This window comes from Faecalimonas umbilicata (assembly GCF_004346095.1).
GTDB lineage: Bacteria > Bacillota > Clostridia > Lachnospirales > Lachnospiraceae > Faecalimonas > Faecalimonas umbilicata.
This window is the reverse complement of record NZ_SLZV01000018.1, coordinates 22,621-42,307: the sequence shown is the minus strand read 5'-3', so window position 1 is coordinate 42,307 and position 19,687 is coordinate 22,621. Positions and strand designations below refer to the sequence as shown.

Below are 19,687 nucleotides of genomic sequence, written 5' to 3'. Positions count from 1 at the left end.
ATAAAAAATAAATCTGTTGTCCAGATGTGCTGAACACTTCTTGAGGATAGCATAATGATGGTAGAATGTCAACAAAATATATAAAAAAACAAGAAAAAAACATCACAAAAATAGCAAAATATATAAATAAAAAAGGTGGGAGGAGGCAGTGCAGGCAGGTAAAAGTGCAGGAAGGAGATCAGTCGTGAGAAAGGGAGTTCACAAGGAAACAGATGCATGATATAATAGGATAGAAGTGAGTTGAAACTAACTACGAAACATATTCGCAGTATGTAAAATAGAATGAGACAGAAAGGATGGAACAACATGGCGAAAATTTATACAACGATGACAGAGTTAATTGGAAGAACTCCCTTGTTGGAGGTGAAAAAGATAGAAGAAAATCTGGGATTGCAGGCAAGGATACTGGTGAAGCTGGAATATTTTAATCCGGCAGGAAGCGTGAAGGATCGAGCAGCACTCGCAATGATTCTGGATGCAGAAGAACGAGGGATTTTAAAAGAAGGAGCTGTCATCATTGAGCCGACAAGTGGAAATACGGGAATTGGATTGGCAGCGATTGCGGCTGCAAGAGGGTATCGTGCGGTCTTTACAATGCCGGAGACGATGAGTGTTGAACGGAGAAAACTTCTGCAGGGTTACGGGGCAGAAATTGTGCTGACAGAAGGAAAAAAAGGAATGAAAGGTGCGATAGAAAAAGCAGCAGAACTGGAGAGGGAAATAGAAGGAGCAGTTGTGCTTGGACAGTTTGTCAATCCAGCCAATGCAGACGCACATTACCGCATGACAGGTCCGGAAATCTGGGAAGATACGGAAGGAAACGTAGATGCGTTTGTTGCGGGAGTAGGGACAGGTGGAACTATTACCGGAACAGGAAAATATTTGAAAGAAAAGAGCCAAACGATCGAGGTAGTAGCTGTGGAGCCTAGCACATCAGCGGTATTGTCAGGCGAGCAGGCTGGCGTACATGGAATTCAGGGGATTGGTGCGGGATTTGTGCCGGAGATTCTTGACACAGAAATCTATGACAGGATTGTGGCTGTGGAAACTAAAGAGGCATATGAGGCGGCAAAACTTCTTGCAAAAGAAGAGGGGATTCTTGTTGGTATTTCTTCTGGAGCAGCTCTGTGTGCGGCAATCCGAATCGCAAAAGAGGAAGCATATGAAGGGAAGACAATCGTAGTCTTACTTCCGGATACCGGAGAGAGATATCTATCCACACCTTTGTTTGAATAGGAAAAAAGAGAGTTGACTAGGAAAAGTGAATAAAATATATTGATTTTACAAAACTATTTTTGTATAATTACGACATAAAAATATCTTGTGGGGAGAGGAGGTTGTAGAAGCCAATGAAAAAACTGGAATATGCAATTCAAAAAGATGAGGGACTTCATATGAAGGAGGCGGTTGAGTTTGTAGACATGACAGAAGAGTTTCGCTCTGAGATTGAAGTGGAGAAGAAAGAAGTGCGGATGGTGAGTGGGAAAAGTCTATTGGGGATCATCAGTCTGATCGCACGCAAGGGAGACAGACTCTACGTTACTGTCCAAGGCGAAGATGAAGAGGAAGCGGCAGAAGCAATCCAAAAGTTTTTTATAGAGAAGCTTTAGTGTGATCTGTCATAAAAACAAATTTGAGAAGAGAGATGGAAAGAGAAGTTTTGAGAAAAAAGAACGAAGCCAAAAGGAATCGTCCTAAAAAGTGAGAAGAAAAAACTAACTTTTTAAGACAGTCCTGAGGGGCTTCGTTCTTTTTGTACGTTCGGAAATACTGCCTTTCCGAAATCAATCTTTTTTCTTACGGTCTTTCTCGAGAGGGTTTTTCACTAGCCAGAGAACGACAATGATTCCGGTGATATATAAAATATTGACGAGCACAGTTGGGTTATCTCTCAGAAGGAAGACTACAGTGACAACAGCAGCGAGTGACAAGAGCAGCTGAAGGATTGTAAACAGCCGCTTTTCACGCGATTCTTTCCGCGACTGAAGCAGATGAAGTTTTTCATGTTCCATCTCAAGATATCGCATCAGATCTGCATCGTTTATCCGGGCGAGAATCTGTTCTTCCAGCGAAGGAGCAGATTTTCTTGCTGTTTTGGAGAAGAAGGAGCGTCGCTCGTGTCTGGTATCGCTCTGAAGGGGTTCTTCTTCATAGGAAGAATCTGATGCTACACTGTTTGATTGTTTGGAAGCAGACGAAGAGGCAGCAGAAGAGGCTGGTTCAGAAGCAATCTCTTTGTTTTCGGAAGAGGTGTTACCTGTCCCGGAAGGGTCTGCATAATTGTTTGTTTCAGACGTTTTTTCTGTTTCGGAAGAGACATCTGAAAATGGAAGAATGTCGGCTTCCTTTGAACTGGTGGAAGGGACTGGTTCACAGATATCAAAGTCCGTCCCACAAAAAAGTGCACTGGAAACAGCTGGCTCCTGTTCCGCAGTTTGTTTTACTTCGTGTATTTTATCGGCATCTCCTGCCGCTTTAGATTTTTTGGACATAGAGGTTCCTCCTTTATCGTGTGATGCACGCATCAGTTTGTTATGTGCCTATTATACTATTTATTTTTGTCAGAAACAATCTTTTTTACAATTCCTTAGAAAATGATTGTTTAGTAAAAATGTCCAAAACAAAAACAGGAAATTTGGTGAAGTTTTTTGACTGATTTTGATTGACTGTGATTGAAAATGATTGTAATATGGAATCAACAAAAAGGAAAGAGAGGTAGCGAGATGCTGGCAGAAGAACGGTTTCATGAAATTATCAGGCTGGTCAATGAGAGAAAGACGATGACTGTCCAGGAGTTGACAGAGTTACTAGATTCTTCCGAATCGACGATCCGCAGAGATCTGACAGAATTACATAAACGACACCAGCTTGTAAAAGTACATGGGGGTGCGACTGCGCTTCAGATGGGGTATACGACGAAAGATGAGGCGGTATCCGTTCGAAAAGACATGAATATGGAAGAAAAGCAAAGGATTGCGAAGTATGCCGCAGAACGGATTGAAAAGAATGATTTTGTATATGTGGATGCGGGGACAACGACAGGATGTCTGATCGACTGGATCTGCGAGCAAGGGGCTGTTTTTGTGACAAATGGAATTGTGCATGCCCGCACACTCGCAGAGAAAGGATATAAGGTGTTCCTGCTAGGTGGAGAATTAAAGGCAGCGACAGAGGCTGTTGTTGGCGGTGAAACGATGGAGAGTTTGAAACGCTACCATTTTACAAAGGGATTTTTTGGAACGAACGGAGTTCATGAGGAGTCTGGTTTTACGACACCGGACATTCATGAAGCTTTTGTAAAGGAACAAGCAATGAAGCAGTGTAGAGAGTGTTATGTGCTGGCAGACAGTACAAAGATTGGAAAGATTTCCGCGGTGCGGTTTGGAACATTTCATGAAGCGACAGTGCTTACAACAGATTTGCAGGATGCCAGATGGAAAAAGTATAAAAACATTGTGGAGGTGAAATAGATGATCTATACAGTAACCTTTAATCCTTCGTTAGATTATGTCGTCCAGATAGAAAATCTGACACTGGGGGAAGTCAATCGGACGTCTTGTGAGGCGATATATCCCGGCGGCAAAGGAAACAATGTGTCTGTAGTATTGGCAAATCTTGGTATGAAAAGCAGGGCGCTTGGATTTATAGCAGGATTTACCGGAGATGCACTGGAGAAGATGTTGACCGATTTTGGATGTACGACCGATTTTATCAGACTGAAAGAGGGAATGACGAGGATCAATGTAAAAATTAATGCAAGTGAAGAGAGTGAGATTAACGGACAGGGGCCGGAAATTACAGCAGAGGCAATCCGGGAATTGTTTGAAAAGCTGGAGCAGATTCAGGAAGGAGATATTCTTGTACTTGCAGGAAGCATCCCTAATACACTTCCAGAAGATATTTATGAGAGAATTATGGAGCGGCTTGCAGAAAGAAAAATCCACATCGTAGTAGATGCTACAAAAGATCTGCTTTTGAATGTGCTGAAGTATCACCCATTTTTGATCAAGCCAAACAATCATGAACTAGAAGAATTGTTTGGAGTGACACTGAAACAGGAGAAAGACATCATTGTCTATGCGAGAAAGCTGCAGGAAATGGGGGCAGTCAATGTGCTGATATCGATGGCAGGAGATGGGGCACTTCTTTTGACGGAAGACGGAAAGGTTTACAGAAAGATGCCGCCGAAAGGGAATGTAGTTAATTCTGTGGGAGCAGGAGATTCCATGGTTGCGGGATTTCTGACAGGTTACCTTAACACAAATAATTATGAAAAAGCGCTTCAGCTTGGAATTGCGGCGGGAAGTGCAAGTGCATTTTTATCCTGGCTTGCGGGAAAAGACGAGATTGTAAAGCTTTTGCAGCAACCACCGGAGGAATACGGATTGTAGGAGGAAAGATATGAAGATTACAGATTTATTAAAGAGATATAGCATTGATCTTGATGGACAAGTGACTTCCAAAGAAGAGACAATTGACCATATGGTTTCACTGATGGTAAAATCCGGAAATATTTCAGATGAAGAAATCTACAAATCCTGTGTAAAGAAGCGGGAAGAAGAAGGAACAACAGGAATCGGGGAAGGAATTGCGATTCCACATGCGAAAACACCGGTAGTAAAGGAAGCAGGACTTGCTGCAATGGTTGTAAAAAACGGTGTGGATTATGATTCGCTGGACGGACTTCCTGTGAATCTGATTTTTTTGATCGCAGCTCCAGATACGAAGGATAATATTCATTTGGAAGTACTTGGAAGACTGTCCATGCTTCTTATGGATGAAGCTTTTCGGGAGAATCTGATTCATGCAGAATCGGTGGAACAGTTCCTCGCATATGTAGATGAGGCGGAGAAAGAAAAATTTGGGGAGGAAGATGCTTCGGAAGAAACAAATGCGAAAGAAGAGAAGGAGAAGGAAAAGCATCAGTCGTCAGAGGGACGTTACCAGATTCTTGCAGTGACAGCCTGTCCTACTGGAATTGCTCATACTTATATGGCGGCAGAAAGTCTTGAGCGGACAGCAAAGGAACTTGGATATACCATTAAGGTAGAGACAAATGGTTCTGGTGGAGATAAAAATGTACTGACACCAGAGGAAATTGCATCATGTGACTGTATTATCGTAGCAGCGGACAAAGATGTCAGAATGGCAAGATTTGATGGAAAGCCAGTCATCGTGACAAAAGTTGCAAATGGAATCCACAGGGCAAAAGAGCTGATTGAGGAGGCAGAAAGTGGAACAATTTCCGTGTATCACAGCGACCGGAAAGAAGAAGTGGAAGCATTTGGTGGAGAGAAAGAGTCATTCGGAAGAAAGATTTATAAGAACTTAATGAACGGAGTTTCCCATATGTTACCGTTTGTAATCGGCGGAGGAATTTTAATCGCTTTGGCATTTCTGTTTGACGGTGCGAATGCAGGAACGGATATTTTTGGAACCGGAAATACATTTTCCAGATTTTTAAAGATAGTCGGAGACACCGCGTTTGGGATGATGTTCCCGATTCTTGCGGGATACATTGCAATGAGCATTGCGGATCGTCCGGCTTTGATGCCGGGGATTGTCGGAGGATTGCTTGCAAAAGCGGGAACATCAGTATTTCTTCCGGAAGACCAGTGGATTTCGTCCGGATTTTTCGGGGCATTGATCGCCGGATTTGTGGCAGGATATTTAATGTTGTTTTTGAAAAAGGCATTTGACCGTCTGCCGCATGCGCTGGAGGGAACTAAGCCGGTGCTGTTGTATCCATTTTTTGGAATTCTTCTTATGGGAGCAATCATGGTGTTTATCGTAAATCCACCTGTGGGAGCGTTTAATACCTGGCTGAATGATATGCTTGCAGGTATGGGAGAAGGAAGCAGACTTCTGTTAGGAGCGGTGCTTGGAGGAATGATGGCAGTTGATTTTGGAGGACCGTTTAACAAGGCAGCATATGTATTTGGAACAGCATCGATTGCAAGTGGACAGTATGAGATTATGGCATCGGTCATGATCGGAGGGATGGTACCGCCGATTGCAATCGCGCTGGCGACAACATTTTTTAAAAACCGCTTTACGAAGAGCGAACAACAGACGACGATCACAAATTATATTATGGGACTTTCTTTTATTACAGAAGGAGCAATTCCGTTTGCAGCATCAGACCCACTCCGCATCATTCCACCGTGTATGCTGGGTTCTGCGGTTTCAGGGGCACTTTCCATGTTTTTTGAATGTGGATCAAGAGCGCCGCACGGAGGAATATTTGTAGTAGGAATCATGGATCATGCACCGATGTTTTTGATCGCGTTGGCATTAGGTGCTGTTATTGCGATGGCAGGTATTGTGATCCTGAAAAAACCGCTTCCGAAAAAAAGGTAGAGCGGATGAAAATAAAGAGAAAAAGAAAGAAAAGAGGAAAAGAAAATGAAAGAATTTAAGTACACAATCACAGATAGCCAGGGAATTCATGCTAGACCGGCGGGTCTTCTTGTCAAAGAAGCGGCAAAATTTGCATCGGATATCAAAATTGAGAAAGCAGGAAAAGCAGCAGATGCGAAGCGTATTTTCGGTGTGATGGGGCTTGCGGCAAAGCAGGGAGAAGAAGTTGTAATTCGGGTAGAAGGAGCCGATGAAGCTGAGGCAGCAGCGGCAATGGAAACATTTTTTAAAGAAAATTTATAAAAAGTATTTAGAAAAACAAAGATTGTAGGAGCGATTCACAGGAAAAGGGATTGCTCCTTTTTTTATTTTCATGTAATCTATAGTAAGATAGAAAAAGCAAAAATGGACGCAAAAATCAGACGAAGAGCTTTTAAGCATTGAATTGTAAATATAGAAGGTGAGGAGGAAAAATATATGATGGATTCCAAAGAAGCAAAGCAAAGAATGGTTGAAGGGAGACTGTATCTTCCTTTCCAGGAACGATTTTTAGAAAAAGTTCATTGTAAAAAAATTTGGTTTTTTATATAATAGAAGAAAATCAGAGCGCAAAAAGAGAAAGGCTGCGATAGAGTTATGGATAACAGAGATTTTTCAAATATAGGTGAGCAGGTCAGCAAGATGGTCGACGATGCGATGCGGTCGATGAACTTCAGTAAGTTGAATCAGGATATCGGAAGGACAGTGAACCAGGCACTGGAGGAAGCACGACGGCAGTTTGGGGGATACAGAGATACGGATTTCCTTCCGCATGTAGATCCTCATAGCAAATACGACCGTGCAGACCAGTCCAAGTGGCAACAGAATATGGGAGGTCAGAAGCGTACTTATGAAAGAACAACCCAGTCAGAAAGCGCAGACCGAACTTATGGAAGCACAGCACGGTCAGGAAGCGCAGAGCAGGCATATGGGAGAAAGAAGTATGCAGGTGGTGCTGGTCAAAGTCAGCCGGCAGCGACGTATGAGAAGAGGGTTCAGCCAGTTGGGAAAGTATCTGGGATTTTGCTGATCGTGTTTGGCTTGTTGGGACTTGGTTTGGGAGGCTTGTTGGAGCTGATTTTGCTGATTTCTTCTCTGTTTACCGGGCACCTGCATCTGCTAGGTATTTCCTTGATTGTTCAGCTTCCGATTTTTATTTTGTCGCTGATACTTTTATGGAAAGGGCTTTCCAACAGAAAAGGATATAAAAAAGTGCTTCGCTGTGTGGAAATATTAAATGGACGAGCGTTCTGTCAGATTGAGGAACTGGCGGCGAAGATGAATCTTTCGGAGAAAGAGATGTTGAGGGAGTTAAAGAAGATGATCCGACGGGGAGCATTTCCTCAAGGGCATATTGATGAGCAGGGGACTTGTCTGATGTTGGATGATAAGTCGTATCAACAGTATTTACAGGCACAGCAGTCGTGGAAACAGCGAGAAGAAGAGCAGAAGGCGGCAAAACAGAGACAGGCAGAGCAGAAGAAAGAGCAGCGGAGAGAGGCGAAAAAGGAAGCCCAGGAGATTTCTCCGGAAATTCAGGAGATGGTTCAGGAAGGTGGACGATATATTACGTCACTTCGAGAGGCAAATGATGCAATTCCGGGAGAGGTGATTTCGGCGAAATTAGATAAATTGGAACTGATCATCAGTAAGATTTTTGAGTCCGTAATCCGTCATCCGGAGCAGGCGGGAGAGATGAAAAAATTTATGGAATATTATTTGCCGACAACATTGAAGCTGGTCAATACTTATCGGGAGTTTGACGGACTTCCGGTCAAAGGTGAGAATGTTACAACAGCAATGACAGAGATTGAGCGCACGATGGATACGATCATTGTCGCATTTGAGAAGCTTTTGGATGACTTGTTTCAGGATACGGCATTTGATGTGTCAGCAGATATCTCTGTGCTGGAAGCAATGTTTGCGAGGGAAGGCTACAAAGAGAGTGATTTTTAGAAGTATGTCAGAAAATGGCAGATGAGGATAGGAGGAATCAGGATGGCACAGGATTTAGATGAGATGATGCAGAAAGCGCCGACATTGACGTTGGACCCATTCGGAGAAGAGAAGGCGGCGGTGGCAGAGAAGGAACCGGAGCCACTTGTGAAAGAAGAGGAAGTGAATCTCTCTCCGGAAGAGAGACGCATGGTGGAAGAATTTGCGGCGAAGATTGATCTGCACAGTTCCAATATGATTTTACAGTACGGTGCAGGGGCGCAGAAGAAGATGGCGGATTTTTCAGAGACGGCGCTGGAGAATGTGCGCACAAAAGACCTCGGAGAAGTAGGGGAAATGCTGGCAAGTGTCGTATCGGAGTTGAGAACTCTCGAGGAAGAAGAGGAAGATAAGGGCTTTTTTAGCTTCTTTAAGAAAAGTGGGAATAAGCTGGCAAATATGAAAGCAAAGTATGAGAAGGCGGAAGGAAATGTCGAGCGAATCTGTGATGCACTTGAGAGCCATCAGATTCAGTTATTGAAAGATATTGCAATGCTTGACAAAATGTATGAATTAAATGTCACTTATTTTAAAGAATTGTCGATGTATATTGCTGCAGGAAAACGAAAGCTGGAAGAAGTGCGCACTACAGAGATGGCACAGCTTGAAGCAAAGGCAAAGGGAAGCGGCTTGCCGGAAGATGCACAGGCGGTAAGTGATCTTTCGTCTCTTTGTAATCGGTTTGAGAAGAAGATCCATGATTTAGAACTGACAAGGGCGGTTTCGCTTCAGATGGCTCCGCAAATTCGTCTTGTGCAGAGCAATGATACATTAATGTCAGAGAAGATTCAGTCGACGATCGTCAATACGATTCCGCTTTGGAAGAGTCAGATGGTACTGGCAATCGGTGTGGAAAATTCTGCGAAGGCCGCGAAAGCACAGCGGGAAGTGACCGACATGACAAATGCCCTGCTCCGCAAAAACGCAGAGACATTGAAAATGGCAACGATTGAGACCGCAAAAGAGACGGAGCGAGGCATTGTGGATATGGAAACACTGAAGGCGACAAATGAGTCGTTGATCGCTACGCTGGATGAAGTGATGAAAATCCAGACAGAGGGAAAGGAAAAACGTCGTGCAGCAGAGGTGGAGTTAAATCGTATGGAAGGGGAACTAAAGCAGAAGCTTTTGGAGATTCATTAGTACAGAGAAAAAAGAACAGCGATGTTTTAGAAAATGCAGGAGAGGCTGCGGAGGTGAGAGAATACTTCCGCAGCCTTTCATATTGCAAGAGAAAAGAGTTTATTGGTGCTTTTCATTGACAATGGAAAAAAATATGTTTATGATAAAGATGATTGTTGTATATACAACTAATGTATATGAAAATATTGTAACTGTGACAGTTGTATATGTATAGAGGTATACGCAGGAAGAGAAGATTGCAGAAGTGTTAGAGAAAAAGGAAGGGGTTTGATGGAATGCTAAAACGGTTTTATGTGTACATGGAAAAGTATAAGATGTATGCGGTGCTAAGCTGCCTTTGCGTGGCATTTGAAACGCTTTTTGAGCTGATCATTCCGATGATCATGGCAGATATCATTGATGTTGGCGTGGCGAATGGAGATCAGGCATATATTCTGGAGAGAGGATTGCAGATGGTATTCTGTGCCGGGATTTCTCTAGTTCTCGGGATCGGGTATGCCAGGTTTGCGGCACTTTGTGGGCAGGGGCTTGGAGCAGAACTCAGGAAGGCGGAATATCGTAAAATACAAGAATTTTCTTTCTCAAATACGGATAAGTTTTCCACTTCTTCGCTTGTAACGAGATTGACAAGTGATGTGACATTGATCCAAAATGCTGTTTCAAACGGAATCCGTCCGCTGATCCGGGCTCCATTAATGATGGTGACCGGAATGATCTTGTCTTTCTTATTGAATGCGAAGCTGGCGCTTGTATTCTTTGTCGCGGCGCCTACACTTGGAATCTGCCTTTGGCTTGTGATCCGAAAAGTCAGACCACTGTATACGAGGATGCAGTCGGCAATAGACCTTGTAAACCGGATGATTCAGGAAAATCTGACGGCAATCCGTGTTGTGAAGGCATATGTCCGGGAAGATTATGAGAAAGTGAAATTTGCGCAGGTCAATCAGGAACTAAAAAGTATTTCTGAGAAATCTTTTCGAACAGCTGTGCTAAATATGCCTGCCATGCAGCTTGTCATGTATACAACGATCATATGCATTTTATGGTTCGGAGGAAAACTGATCTTTGCCGGGGAGATGCAGGTCGGAGAACTGACAGGTTTTTTAAGCTATGTTCTTCAAATTTTAAACTCGCTGATGATGATCTCAAATGTGTTTCTGATGCTGACAAGAGCGATGGCTTCTGGAAAGCGGATTTTGGATGTACTTGATGAAGAGATTGATCTGAAAGAGGATCCGGAAGCGACAGGTGAGATCAAAGCCGGAGAGATTGAATTTCGGAATGTTTCTTTTAAATATAAAAAAGAAGGAAAAAAATATGTGCTTTCGAATGTATCTTTTCATATTGAACCGGGGCAGACGGTAGGAATCATTGGAGGGACCGGATCTGCAAAGTCTACACTTGTACAGCTGATCCCAAGGTTGTATGACGTGACAGAAGGAGAGATTTTGATCGATCAAATACCGGTTAAACAATATCCGCTGAAGCATCTGCGTGAGGCGGTCGCTATGGTACTTCAGAAAAATACGTTGTTTACGGGTACGATTGCGGACAATCTGCGCTGGGGAAAAGAAGATGCAAGTGAGGAAGAGTTGATGAAAGCATGTCGTATGGCATGTGCAGATGAATTTCTTTTACAGATGAAAGATGGACTTTCTTCACAGGTGGAACAAGGTGGCGTGAATCTGTCCGGTGGACAGAAACAACGACTGTGCATTGCCAGAGCATTGCTGAAGCGGCCGCGCATTTTGATTCTGGATGATTCTACAAGTGCGGTGGACACAGCAACCGAGGCGAAGATCAGGGAGGCGTTGCAGAACAGTCTCGCTGATACGACAAAAATTATTATTGCACAGAGAATTACTTCGGTGATGCATGCGGATCAGATTCTGATCATGGAAGATGGAAAGCTGAATGATTGTGGAACACATGAGGAACTGTTGCAGCGAAATGAGATTTATCAAGAGATTTATTACTCTCAGCAGGAAGGATGTGGACTGTAATGGCAAGGACGATGAACTATAAAAAACCAAAAGACACAAAGAAAACATTGAAAAAATTACTTGGGTATCTCGGTGTACATAAGATTGCCGTGGCCATTGTAGCCATCCTTGTTACTGTCAGCAGTGTGGCGAGCATTCTTGGGACATATCTTTTAAAGCCGGTTGTCAATCGCTATATTCTTCCGGGGGATGTGGAAGGACTTGCGAGAATGCTTTTCTTTATGGGAGTGATGTATGCGGTAGGAGTACTTGCAACTTATGGCTATGGAAAGATTATGGCGCGTACGGGACAGCAGGTGGTAAGTGAGATCAGAGAAGATTTGTTTCGTCACACTCAGGGGCTTCCATTGTCATATTTTGATGGACATACACATGGGGAGCTTATGAGTCGATTTACGAATGATGTAGATACGATCTCGGAAGCGTTAAACAACAGTTTCACAACTTTGATCCAGAGTTTTTTTACGATTGCCGGAACAATTATCTGTATCATTCTTCTGAATTTTAAGTTGTCACTGATTGTGTTGGTGTTCATGCTTTTGATGTTTTTATTCATAAAGTATAGCGGTGCAAGGGGAAAGCGGTATTTTAACAGCCAGCAGAAATATTTAGGTGAGGTCAACGGATTTATCGAGGAGATGGTGGATGGACAGAAGGTCGAAAAAGTGTTTAACCATGAAGAGGTGGATTTTAAAGAATTTTCCAAAAGAAATGAAAATCTCCGGAAAGCTTCCACAAGTGCATTTCAGTATTCCGGAATGCTGATTCCTACAATCGTCAGCCTCTCCTATGTCAATTATGCGGTTTCTGCATGTGTAGGTGGGTTGTTTGTGATCCAAGGGATGATGGATCTCGGAAGCCTTGCATCGTATCTGGTTTACGTCAGGCAGAGTGCGATGCCGGTCAATCAGTTTACAATGCAGGTCAATTTCCTGCTGGCAGCATTGTCCGGAGCAGAGAGGATTTTCGATATGATGGACGAAGAACTGGAGTGGGACGAGGGAACTGTCACACTGTGCAGAGTTCGGAAAAAAGAAGATGGCTCTTTGGAGGAATGCAGAGAGAGAAGTGGAAAATGGGCATGGAAAGATACGGAGGATGGGACAGTGGTCCCGCTTTGTGGAGATGTACGCTTTCATGAGGTAGCGTTTGGATATACAGAAAAGAAACAGATCTTAAAGAAGATCAGTCTCTATGCCAAGCCAGGTCAGAAAATTGCCTTTGTCGGTTCGACTGGCGCAGGAAAGACGACGATCATTAATCTGATCAACCGTTTTTATGATGTGCAGGGCGGATGTATTACTTATGATGGGATTGATGTGAAAAAAATCAAGAAGGCAGATCTTAGAAGATCTCTTGGACTGGTACTTCAGGACACTCATTTATTTACGGGGACGATTGCAGAAAATATCCGCTATGGAAATCTGGATGCAAGTCAGGAGGAAGTGGAGCAGGCAGCGAAACTGGCCAATGCAGATTCTTTTATCCGGCGCCTCCCAAACGGATACGATACGATGATCGAAAGTGACGGTGCAAATCTGTCACAGGGGCAGAGACAGCTGCTTGCAATTGCAAGGGCGGCAGTTGCAGATCCTCCGGTGCTGATTCTTGATGAGGCGACAAGTTCTATCGATACAAGAACGGAGCGATTGATCGAGAAAGGAATGGATTCTCTGATGAAGGGACGTACAGTATTTGTCATTGCTCACAGGCTCTCTACGGTTAGAAATTCCAATGCGATCATGGTGTTAGATCATGGGGAAATTATCGAGCGGGGAGACCACGAGGAGTTGTTGGAGCAGAGAGGAAGGTATTACCAGTTATATACGGGACAGTTTGAATTGGAATAAACAGGAAAGAAAAGAGGAAAAACATATATGGAAAAAACGGCGATGATCAGAGACCTTTTGTTCTGCCTTGATATGGAGCGCAGACAGACGTTAAGACCGAAATTTGAAAAGCTGGGGCTGACACCGGGACAGCCGGGAGTGCTGAAGGCGTTGTTGAAAAAGACAGAAATTACGCAGAAAGAACTGGCGCAGATGTGTCATGTAGACCAGACGACGTTGTCAAGAAATCTAGATAAGCTTGTCCAACTAGGATATGTAGAAAGAAAGACCGATGAGGAGTGCAGGAGATGTTTTCTCATCTCATTGACACCGACTGGAAGCGAGAAGGCAAAGGAAGTTTCGATTGTCTTTCAAGAGTTGGAGAAGCGTCTGACGAATGGATTTTCAGAGGAGGAGCAGAAGATGCTTTACAGTTATCTTGAGCGGATGCTTTGCAACTTGAGGAACGAAGAAGTATCATTGTAGAAGAGCAGAGGGAACAATATCTGCCTGGAAGAAATGGAGGAAACGAGATGAATTTTGAGACCGTGTTATTGTATAATTTTGATGAGGGTGAGAAGGCACGTAAGATTAAGATGGTGCTTTTAAAAATGAAGGTAAAGATAAAAAAAGTGTCAAAGGAGCAGTATTTGGAGCCGATTGGATTTTTGGCGGGAAATAAGGAGATACCATCGTCCGGGGACATTTATGAGGGAGAAGGATTTCCAGAGGAAATGCTTGTGATGAAAGGATTTACAAGCAGCAGGATTGACTTGCTATTAAAGGAGTTTCGAAAAGCGGGAATCGCGAAAGTTAATCTGAAAGCGATTGTGACGGAGTACAATCAGAAATGGACATCTTTGGAACTGTATCATGAGTTGCAGGAAGAACATGCAAAGATGAATCCAAAACAGACATTATAAAGATACGCCTTGTCGGAAATTTTCGGCAGGGTGTATTTTTTTAATACTCGGGAAATTTCTATGAAAACCTTTAGAAAATCTTTGGAATTTTGTCCGTGGGATATTTAGAACTATGCTTTATACTAGGTTTTGCAAAGGAAAAGTAGTATACTGAAACTGTTTATGGAAGATTTTATTCTATTATAGAAAGTATACGAAAAGGAACGAAAGGGAGCAGGGGATATGAAGAATCAGATAGTAATTGTAGAAGATGATAAAGAGATTCGGGAGGGTGTGGAGATTTATCTGCGCAGCCAGGGGTACACAGTCTTTCAGGCAGAGAATGGGAAGGAGGGCTTAGCGATTATTGAGCGGGAAAAGATCGATCTGGCAATCGTTGACATTATGATGCCGGTGATGGACGGGATCACGATGACGATGAGACTTAGGGAAAAATATGAATTTCCGGTCATTATGTTATCGGCAAAATCAGAGGAGGTGGATAAAGTAATGGGGCTTAATATCGGCGCAGATGATTATGTTACAAAGCCGTTTACCCCAATGGAACTGATGGCGCGGGTGAACTCTCAGCTTCGCAGATACAATCGATTTCAGGAGGCTCTCAACAAAAAAGAAGAAAAGGAAAGATCCTATATGATCGGAGGGCTGGAGGTCAATGAAGACCGTGTGGAAGTGCTTGTGGACGGAAGACAGGTCAAGATGACGCCGATTGAATTTAAGATTTTGCTGCTTTTGATCAAACATCCGGGAAGAGTCTTTTCCGCAGAGGAGATCTATGAGAGAGTCTGGAATGAAAAAGCGGTCAACACGGAGACGATCATGGTACATATCCGGAATATCCGGGAAAAGATTGAGATTAATCAAAAAGAACCAAAGTATGTAAAGGTGGTGTGGGGAATTGGCTACAAGATGGAAAAACAAATGTAAGATCAAATATTTTTTATGGACGCTGCTCTGTATAGTTCCGGCGATGGTGATTTTGTCCGCCTATCCGCATATACGAGAGCAGAGTGAGAAAGAGAGCAGAAAATATTATACGACACGGGAATTCGCGGAAATGCTTTATAATGGAAATCAAGTTTTATATGAAGAAATCAGTGGGGCGAATACGCGGGAGCTGGATCCACCGGGAAATTCTTTCCGGGAAATCCGTCCATATCTTCAATATGAAGTGTTAAATAAAAATGGAAAAACGATTCTAAAGAACGGGGAGTCTTTAAAACAACTTCTTGCACAAGATCATCTAAAAAAATATGACTGGATCGTACAGATGGAATACGATCATCTTGGAAATGCAGAAGTGACAGAATGCTATGGAACTTATGCCCAGAAAATGAAAGTGCGTCTGTCGGAAGGACTGTATTATCAATACGAAGATCAATATGAAGATGTAGAGACAGCAGAAGAGATGGGAACTCCGGCGGACTGTACATTTTTATATGGTATGACTAAGGAACAGGGGCAGGCATATCAGTCCTATATCGGGAATCCGTTTTATGCCGTTTATTATAGAAGCGGAATGGCGGATATGATCAGAATTTCGATTTTTGTTCTGATTGGTGCGGCGATATTTCTTCCGTTTGTGAAAAAGTTAAATACCGGAAACGAGAGAGGGTTCCAGATGCCGGTAGAAATCATTGGAATTACTGTCATAGGACTGCTGATCTTGTGGGAGGCAGTTACCAGTCTGGTCATCAGCACAATGAGAGGAGATATTCAGGATAGACTGGTACAGCTCGGATTGAGCAATGGAGATGCAGAAAGTATGGTCATGGCATGGAATCTGATTGTCTGGATCATATACTTCAGTCTGATTTACTGGGTGACAGGAAGCATCCGAAATCTGATCAGTATCGGATGGAAACAAGCAGTCAGAGAAAGGATATTTTTGATTCCGTTTCTGAAAAAACATCGTGCGAAACTGGAAAAAGCATGTTCTTTTCTGAAAAAGAAATGGAGCGGACTGGCAAAGCGGGTTGACATATTCTTTCGGATTGATTTGCAGGAACAATCCAATAAAGTAATCTTCCGGTTTGTTGCAGCACAGTTTGTGATCGTATCACTGTTTTGTATGGGATGGTTCTTTGGAATTGCGGGAGTGCTGATCTACTCAGTGGTCTTATTCCGGACTATCTGCAAAAAGTATTATAAAATCAAACAGGATTATCAGCGGATGCTTCAGGCGACAGAGAAGATTGCATCCGGCAACCTTGATATGTCTATGGAACAGGATTTCGGAATTTTTGATCCAGTCAGAAAGCAGTTACTACAGATCCAGAGCGGATTTAAGTCAGCGGTAGACGAAGAGGTCAAAAGTCAGAAGATGAAGACGGAGCTGATCACCAATGTTTCCCACGATCTGAAAACACCGCTGACCGCGATCATCACTTATGTGAATCTGCTGAAAGAAGAAGGAATCACGGACGAAGAGCGAGAAAACTATATCAACGTGTTGGAGCGAAAATCTATGCGGCTCAAAGTACTGATTGAGGATTTATTTGAGGTTAGCAAGGCGACAAGCAAAAATGTGAAGCTTGAATTGGCAAAAGTAGACATTATTTCACTTTTGAAACAGGTGAGGTTAGAACTGAGTGAACGTATGGAAAAATCCGAACTTGATTTCCGGTGGAACTTTCAGGAGGAAAAGGTGTATCTTACTTTAGATAGTCAGAAGACCTATAGGATTTTTGAAAATCTGTTGATCAATATTTTGAAATATTCACTGGAAGGTACGAGGGTGTATATCGATGTGTCAGATAACGAGGATATAGTTACAATCACAATGAAAAATATTTCCAAAGGAGAATTAAATTTTAATCCGGGAGATATTACAGAGCGATTTGTTCGCGGGGATGTTTCAAGAAACACAGAAGGATCCGGGCTGGGACTTGCGATCGTCAAAAGCTTTGTGGAACTTCAGAAAGGGAAACTTACAATCGAGGTAAACGGAGATCTGTTTGTTGCGCGGATTGAGTGGAGACGGACAGAGATGGAGGACATTTCCTAACAGACATCTTGCCTGTAAAAAACAATCCTTATTTGATTTTAACTTTACGCACTTCTTTTTAGAAGTATTTTAATTCCTGACATGATAATCTGTGGAAAGCATAAGGAGGGAATGAATGATGAAGCAGATAATCAGTCGGGTGACGACGATGAAAAAGAAATGCAAAGAAGAGTTTGATCATTTTTCAGATAAATATCCAGTTGCGACATGTGCGCTTGCATTTTTAGGAGCACCGGCTTTACTTGTCGGAGCACTTACACTCACTACAACTGTGGTGATGCTGCCATTTGGTATAGTCTTTGGGTGGATATAAAATGGGAAGAGGGCTTCCGGCATTAAAAAGTTATAATAGAAGTTTTAGAAAAAGCAATTATCCAATAGGGTAGTTGCTTTTTTTGATATCAAATTTTATAGGATTTTAATGGAAAAGTGAAGATTTATAACACCGGCTTAATTTTCGTTATGCTAATTTGATATGGAAACAAATGGAGAAGGAAGGTATGAATAATGATAACAGATATTTTTATGATTTTGTTGTTGCTGATCTGTTTTGGAAGTATGAAGCTGCTGGCGGACTGGTGCGAAAAGCAGGTCGGGACAGCCAAAGAAAGAAAAAAAGAAAAATACTATCATGTGGAGGAAAAATAAATGTTGCAGATTATTATCACACTGGCGATTTATATTGCATTGGTGATTCCAGTCGGAAATTACATGTATCATATCGCCACCAACCGAAAGACATTTGCAGATCCGGTATTTAACAGAATAGACCGGATGATGTATAAAGTGTGCAGAATCAAAGGAGAGGGAATGACGTGGAAACAATACGCGATCAGTCTTTTGATGACAAATGCGGTGATGGTATTTGCAGGGTATTTCATTCTAAGAGTGCAGGGAATACTGCTGGCAAATCCAAATCAGATTGAAGGAATGGAACCGACACTGTCATTTAACACAATTATCAGTTTTATGACGAATACAAACCTTCAGCATTATGCCGGGGAATCCGGCCTTTCTTATTTAAGTCAGATGGTAGTCATTACCTTTATGATGTTTACGTCGGCCGCAACCGGATATGCAGCCTGTATGGCATTTTGCAGAGGAATTACTGGAAATAGCAAAGGTGTCGGGAACTTCTATGAAGATGTGATCCGCATCACTACAAGAATTTTACTTCCGTTTTCGATTGTGATTGGAATCCTTCTGATCTGGCAGGGAGTACCGCAGACACTGGCAGGAACTGCAACTGTGGAGACGATAGAGGGAAGACTTCAGGATATTGCAATGGGGCCGGTAGCGGCGCTTGAGAGTATCAAACATCTCGGAACAAATGGCGGAGGATTCTTCGGAGCAAACTCTTCCACTCCATTTGAAAATCCGACTATCATTTCCAACCTCATTGAACTATATTCGATGATGCTTTTACCGGGTGCCTGTGTCATTACTTTTGGTAAAATGGCCGCAGAGCGGAAAAAGGAGAAAACAGGAAACGCAGTCGCAAAGATCAAAAGAAATGTGACTTGCTTTGGTTCTCAGGGAAGAACGATTTTTGCAGCAATGTCTATCTTATTCCTTGTAGGACTTACCGTATGTTATTTGGCGGAGAAGTCTGGCAATCCTTTGCTTGCAGAAGCGGGACTGGATCAGACGGTTGGGAATATGGAAGGAAAAGAGGTTCGTTTTGGAGTTGCGCAATCAGCACTTTTCACTACAACGACCACTTCCTTTACGACTGGAACTGTCAACAATATGCACGATTCACTTACCCCGCTCGGAGGAATGATCCCGATGCTTCATATGATGTTAAACTGTGTGTTTGGCGGCAAGGGTGTCGGATTGATGAATATGATCATGTATGTGATCCTTGCTGTATTTTTATGCGGTCTGATGATTGGTCGGACGCCGGAATACCTGAATAAGAAGATTGAGGGAAAAGAGATGAAGCTGGTTGCGATTGTGCTGATCATTCATCCGCTTCTGATTCTCGGTTTCTCCGCACTGGCAGTGATGACAGGTGCAGGGCAGGAAGGAATTACAAATCCGGGATTTCACGGATTGTCGCAAGTATTGTATGAATATGCTTCTTCAGCAGCGAACAATGGTTCTGGTTTTGAGGGACTTGCAGATAATACTTATTTTTGGAACATTACGACGGGACTTGCGATGTTTTTCGGAAGATATATTGCGATGATCGCGCAGCTTGCAATCGCCGGAAGTTTTCTTGCGAAGCGAAGAGTCAATGAGACAGTCGGAACACTCCGCACAGACAACGTACTGTTCGTATTTATTCTTGTGTTTGTTGTGTATATTTTTGCAGCACTTACATTTTTCCCGGCACTGGCACTTGGACCGATTGCGGAACATCTTGTGCTGTGGATGCCATAATAG

Annotated in this window: 18 protein-coding genes; 17 read left to right on the top strand and 1 reads right to left on the bottom strand. The window is 42.9% G+C overall.

The features are described from left to right. Positions 1-306 precede the first annotated feature (306 nt). Complete coding sequence (gene cysK, locus EDD74_RS09260; protein ID WP_116441293.1) at positions 307-1,236, top strand: cysteine synthase A; 930 nt, start codon at positions 307-309, stop codon at positions 1,234-1,236. A gap of 113 nt (positions 1,237-1,349) precedes the next feature. After that, positions 1,350-1,610 carry an HPr family phosphocarrier protein gene (locus EDD74_RS09255; RefSeq protein WP_008974932.1) on the top strand — a complete coding sequence of 87 codons (261 nt, stop codon included), beginning with the start codon at positions 1,350-1,352 and terminating at the stop codon, positions 1,608-1,610. A 174-nt stretch (positions 1,611-1,784) separates the two neighbouring features. On the opposite strand, the gene EDD74_RS09250 is transcribed toward EDD74_RS09255, so the two are convergent. Then, positions 1,785-2,492: a hypothetical protein gene (locus tag EDD74_RS09250; RefSeq protein WP_116441294.1), complete on the bottom strand. Its 708-nt coding sequence runs from the start codon at positions 2,490-2,492 to the stop codon at positions 1,785-1,787. A 231-nt stretch (positions 2,493-2,723) separates the two neighbouring features. On the opposite strand from EDD74_RS09250, the gene EDD74_RS09245 reads away from it, so the two are divergent. From EDD74_RS09245 to kdpA, 15 genes are all read left to right on the top strand, one after another. After that, positions 2,724-3,470, top strand: coding sequence for a DeoR/GlpR family DNA-binding transcription regulator (locus EDD74_RS09245; protein ID WP_008974934.1), 747 nt, complete (start codon positions 2,724-2,726; stop codon positions 3,468-3,470). Next, positions 3,471-4,391, top strand: coding sequence for a 1-phosphofructokinase (gene pfkB, locus EDD74_RS09240; protein ID WP_116441295.1), 921 nt, complete (start codon positions 3,471-3,473; stop codon positions 4,389-4,391). A 10-nt stretch (positions 4,392-4,401) separates the two neighbouring features. Then, entirely contained in the window at positions 4,402-6,360 is a 1,959-nt protein-coding gene (locus tag EDD74_RS09235; RefSeq protein ID WP_116441296.1) for a PTS fructose transporter subunit IIABC, read from the top strand. 45 nt (positions 6,361-6,405) lie between these two features. After that, positions 6,406-6,663, top strand: coding sequence for an HPr family phosphocarrier protein (locus EDD74_RS09230; RefSeq protein ID WP_009262366.1), 258 nt, complete (start codon positions 6,406-6,408; stop codon positions 6,661-6,663). Between the two features lie 333 nt (positions 6,664-6,996). Next, complete coding sequence (locus EDD74_RS09225) at positions 6,997-8,355, top strand: 5-bromo-4-chloroindolyl phosphate hydrolysis family protein (RefSeq protein WP_242990090.1); 1,359 nt, start codon at positions 6,997-6,999, stop codon at positions 8,353-8,355. A gap of 42 nt (positions 8,356-8,397) precedes the next feature. Then, entirely contained in the window at positions 8,398-9,537 is a 1,140-nt protein-coding gene (locus EDD74_RS09220) for a toxic anion resistance protein (RefSeq protein WP_116441298.1), read from the top strand. A 275-nt stretch (positions 9,538-9,812) separates the two neighbouring features. Then, on the top strand, positions 9,813-11,540 hold the full coding sequence (locus EDD74_RS09215; protein WP_116441299.1) for an ABC transporter ATP-binding protein: 1,728 nt from the start codon (positions 9,813-9,815) through the stop codon (positions 11,538-11,540). Beyond that, positions 11,540-13,390 (top strand): ABC transporter ATP-binding protein, encoded by a 1,851-nt coding sequence (locus EDD74_RS09210; protein WP_174704836.1) that lies wholly within the window; start codon positions 11,540-11,542, stop codon positions 13,388-13,390. Before EDD74_RS09215 ends, EDD74_RS09210 begins: the two co-directional genes overlap by 1 nt. Before the next feature lie 27 nt (positions 13,391-13,417). Continuing rightward, positions 13,418-13,855, top strand: a complete 438-nt coding sequence (locus EDD74_RS09205) for a MarR family winged helix-turn-helix transcriptional regulator (protein WP_016438361.1) — start codon at positions 13,418-13,420, stop codon at positions 13,853-13,855. Positions 13,856-13,902: 47 nt separating this feature from the next. Then, positions 13,903-14,292 carry a DUF3783 domain-containing protein gene (locus EDD74_RS09200; protein WP_009262359.1) on the top strand — a complete coding sequence of 130 codons (390 nt, stop codon included), beginning with the start codon at positions 13,903-13,905 and terminating at the stop codon, positions 14,290-14,292. Positions 14,293-14,514: 222 nt separating this feature from the next. Beyond that, on the top strand, positions 14,515-15,219 hold the full coding sequence (locus EDD74_RS09195) for a response regulator transcription factor (RefSeq protein ID WP_116441301.1): 705 nt from the start codon (positions 14,515-14,517) through the stop codon (positions 15,217-15,219). Continuing rightward, positions 15,191-17,299, top strand: coding sequence for a sensor histidine kinase (locus EDD74_RS09190; RefSeq protein ID WP_116441302.1), 2,109 nt, complete (start codon positions 15,191-15,193; stop codon positions 17,297-17,299). Before EDD74_RS09195 ends, EDD74_RS09190 begins: the two co-directional genes overlap by 29 nt. Before the next feature lie 115 nt (positions 17,300-17,414). Then, positions 17,415-17,612 (top strand): hypothetical protein, encoded by a 198-nt coding sequence (locus tag EDD74_RS09185; RefSeq protein ID WP_009262355.1) that lies wholly within the window; start codon positions 17,415-17,417, stop codon positions 17,610-17,612. A 194-nt stretch (positions 17,613-17,806) separates the two neighbouring features. Further along, positions 17,807-17,947 (top strand): hypothetical protein, encoded by a 141-nt coding sequence (locus EDD74_RS15080; RefSeq protein ID WP_016438366.1) that lies wholly within the window; start codon positions 17,807-17,809, stop codon positions 17,945-17,947. After that, positions 17,948-19,684: a potassium-transporting ATPase subunit KdpA gene (gene kdpA / locus EDD74_RS09180; protein WP_116441303.1), complete on the top strand. Its 1,737-nt coding sequence runs from the start codon at positions 17,948-17,950 to the stop codon at positions 19,682-19,684. Positions 19,685-19,687 lie beyond the last annotated feature (3 nt).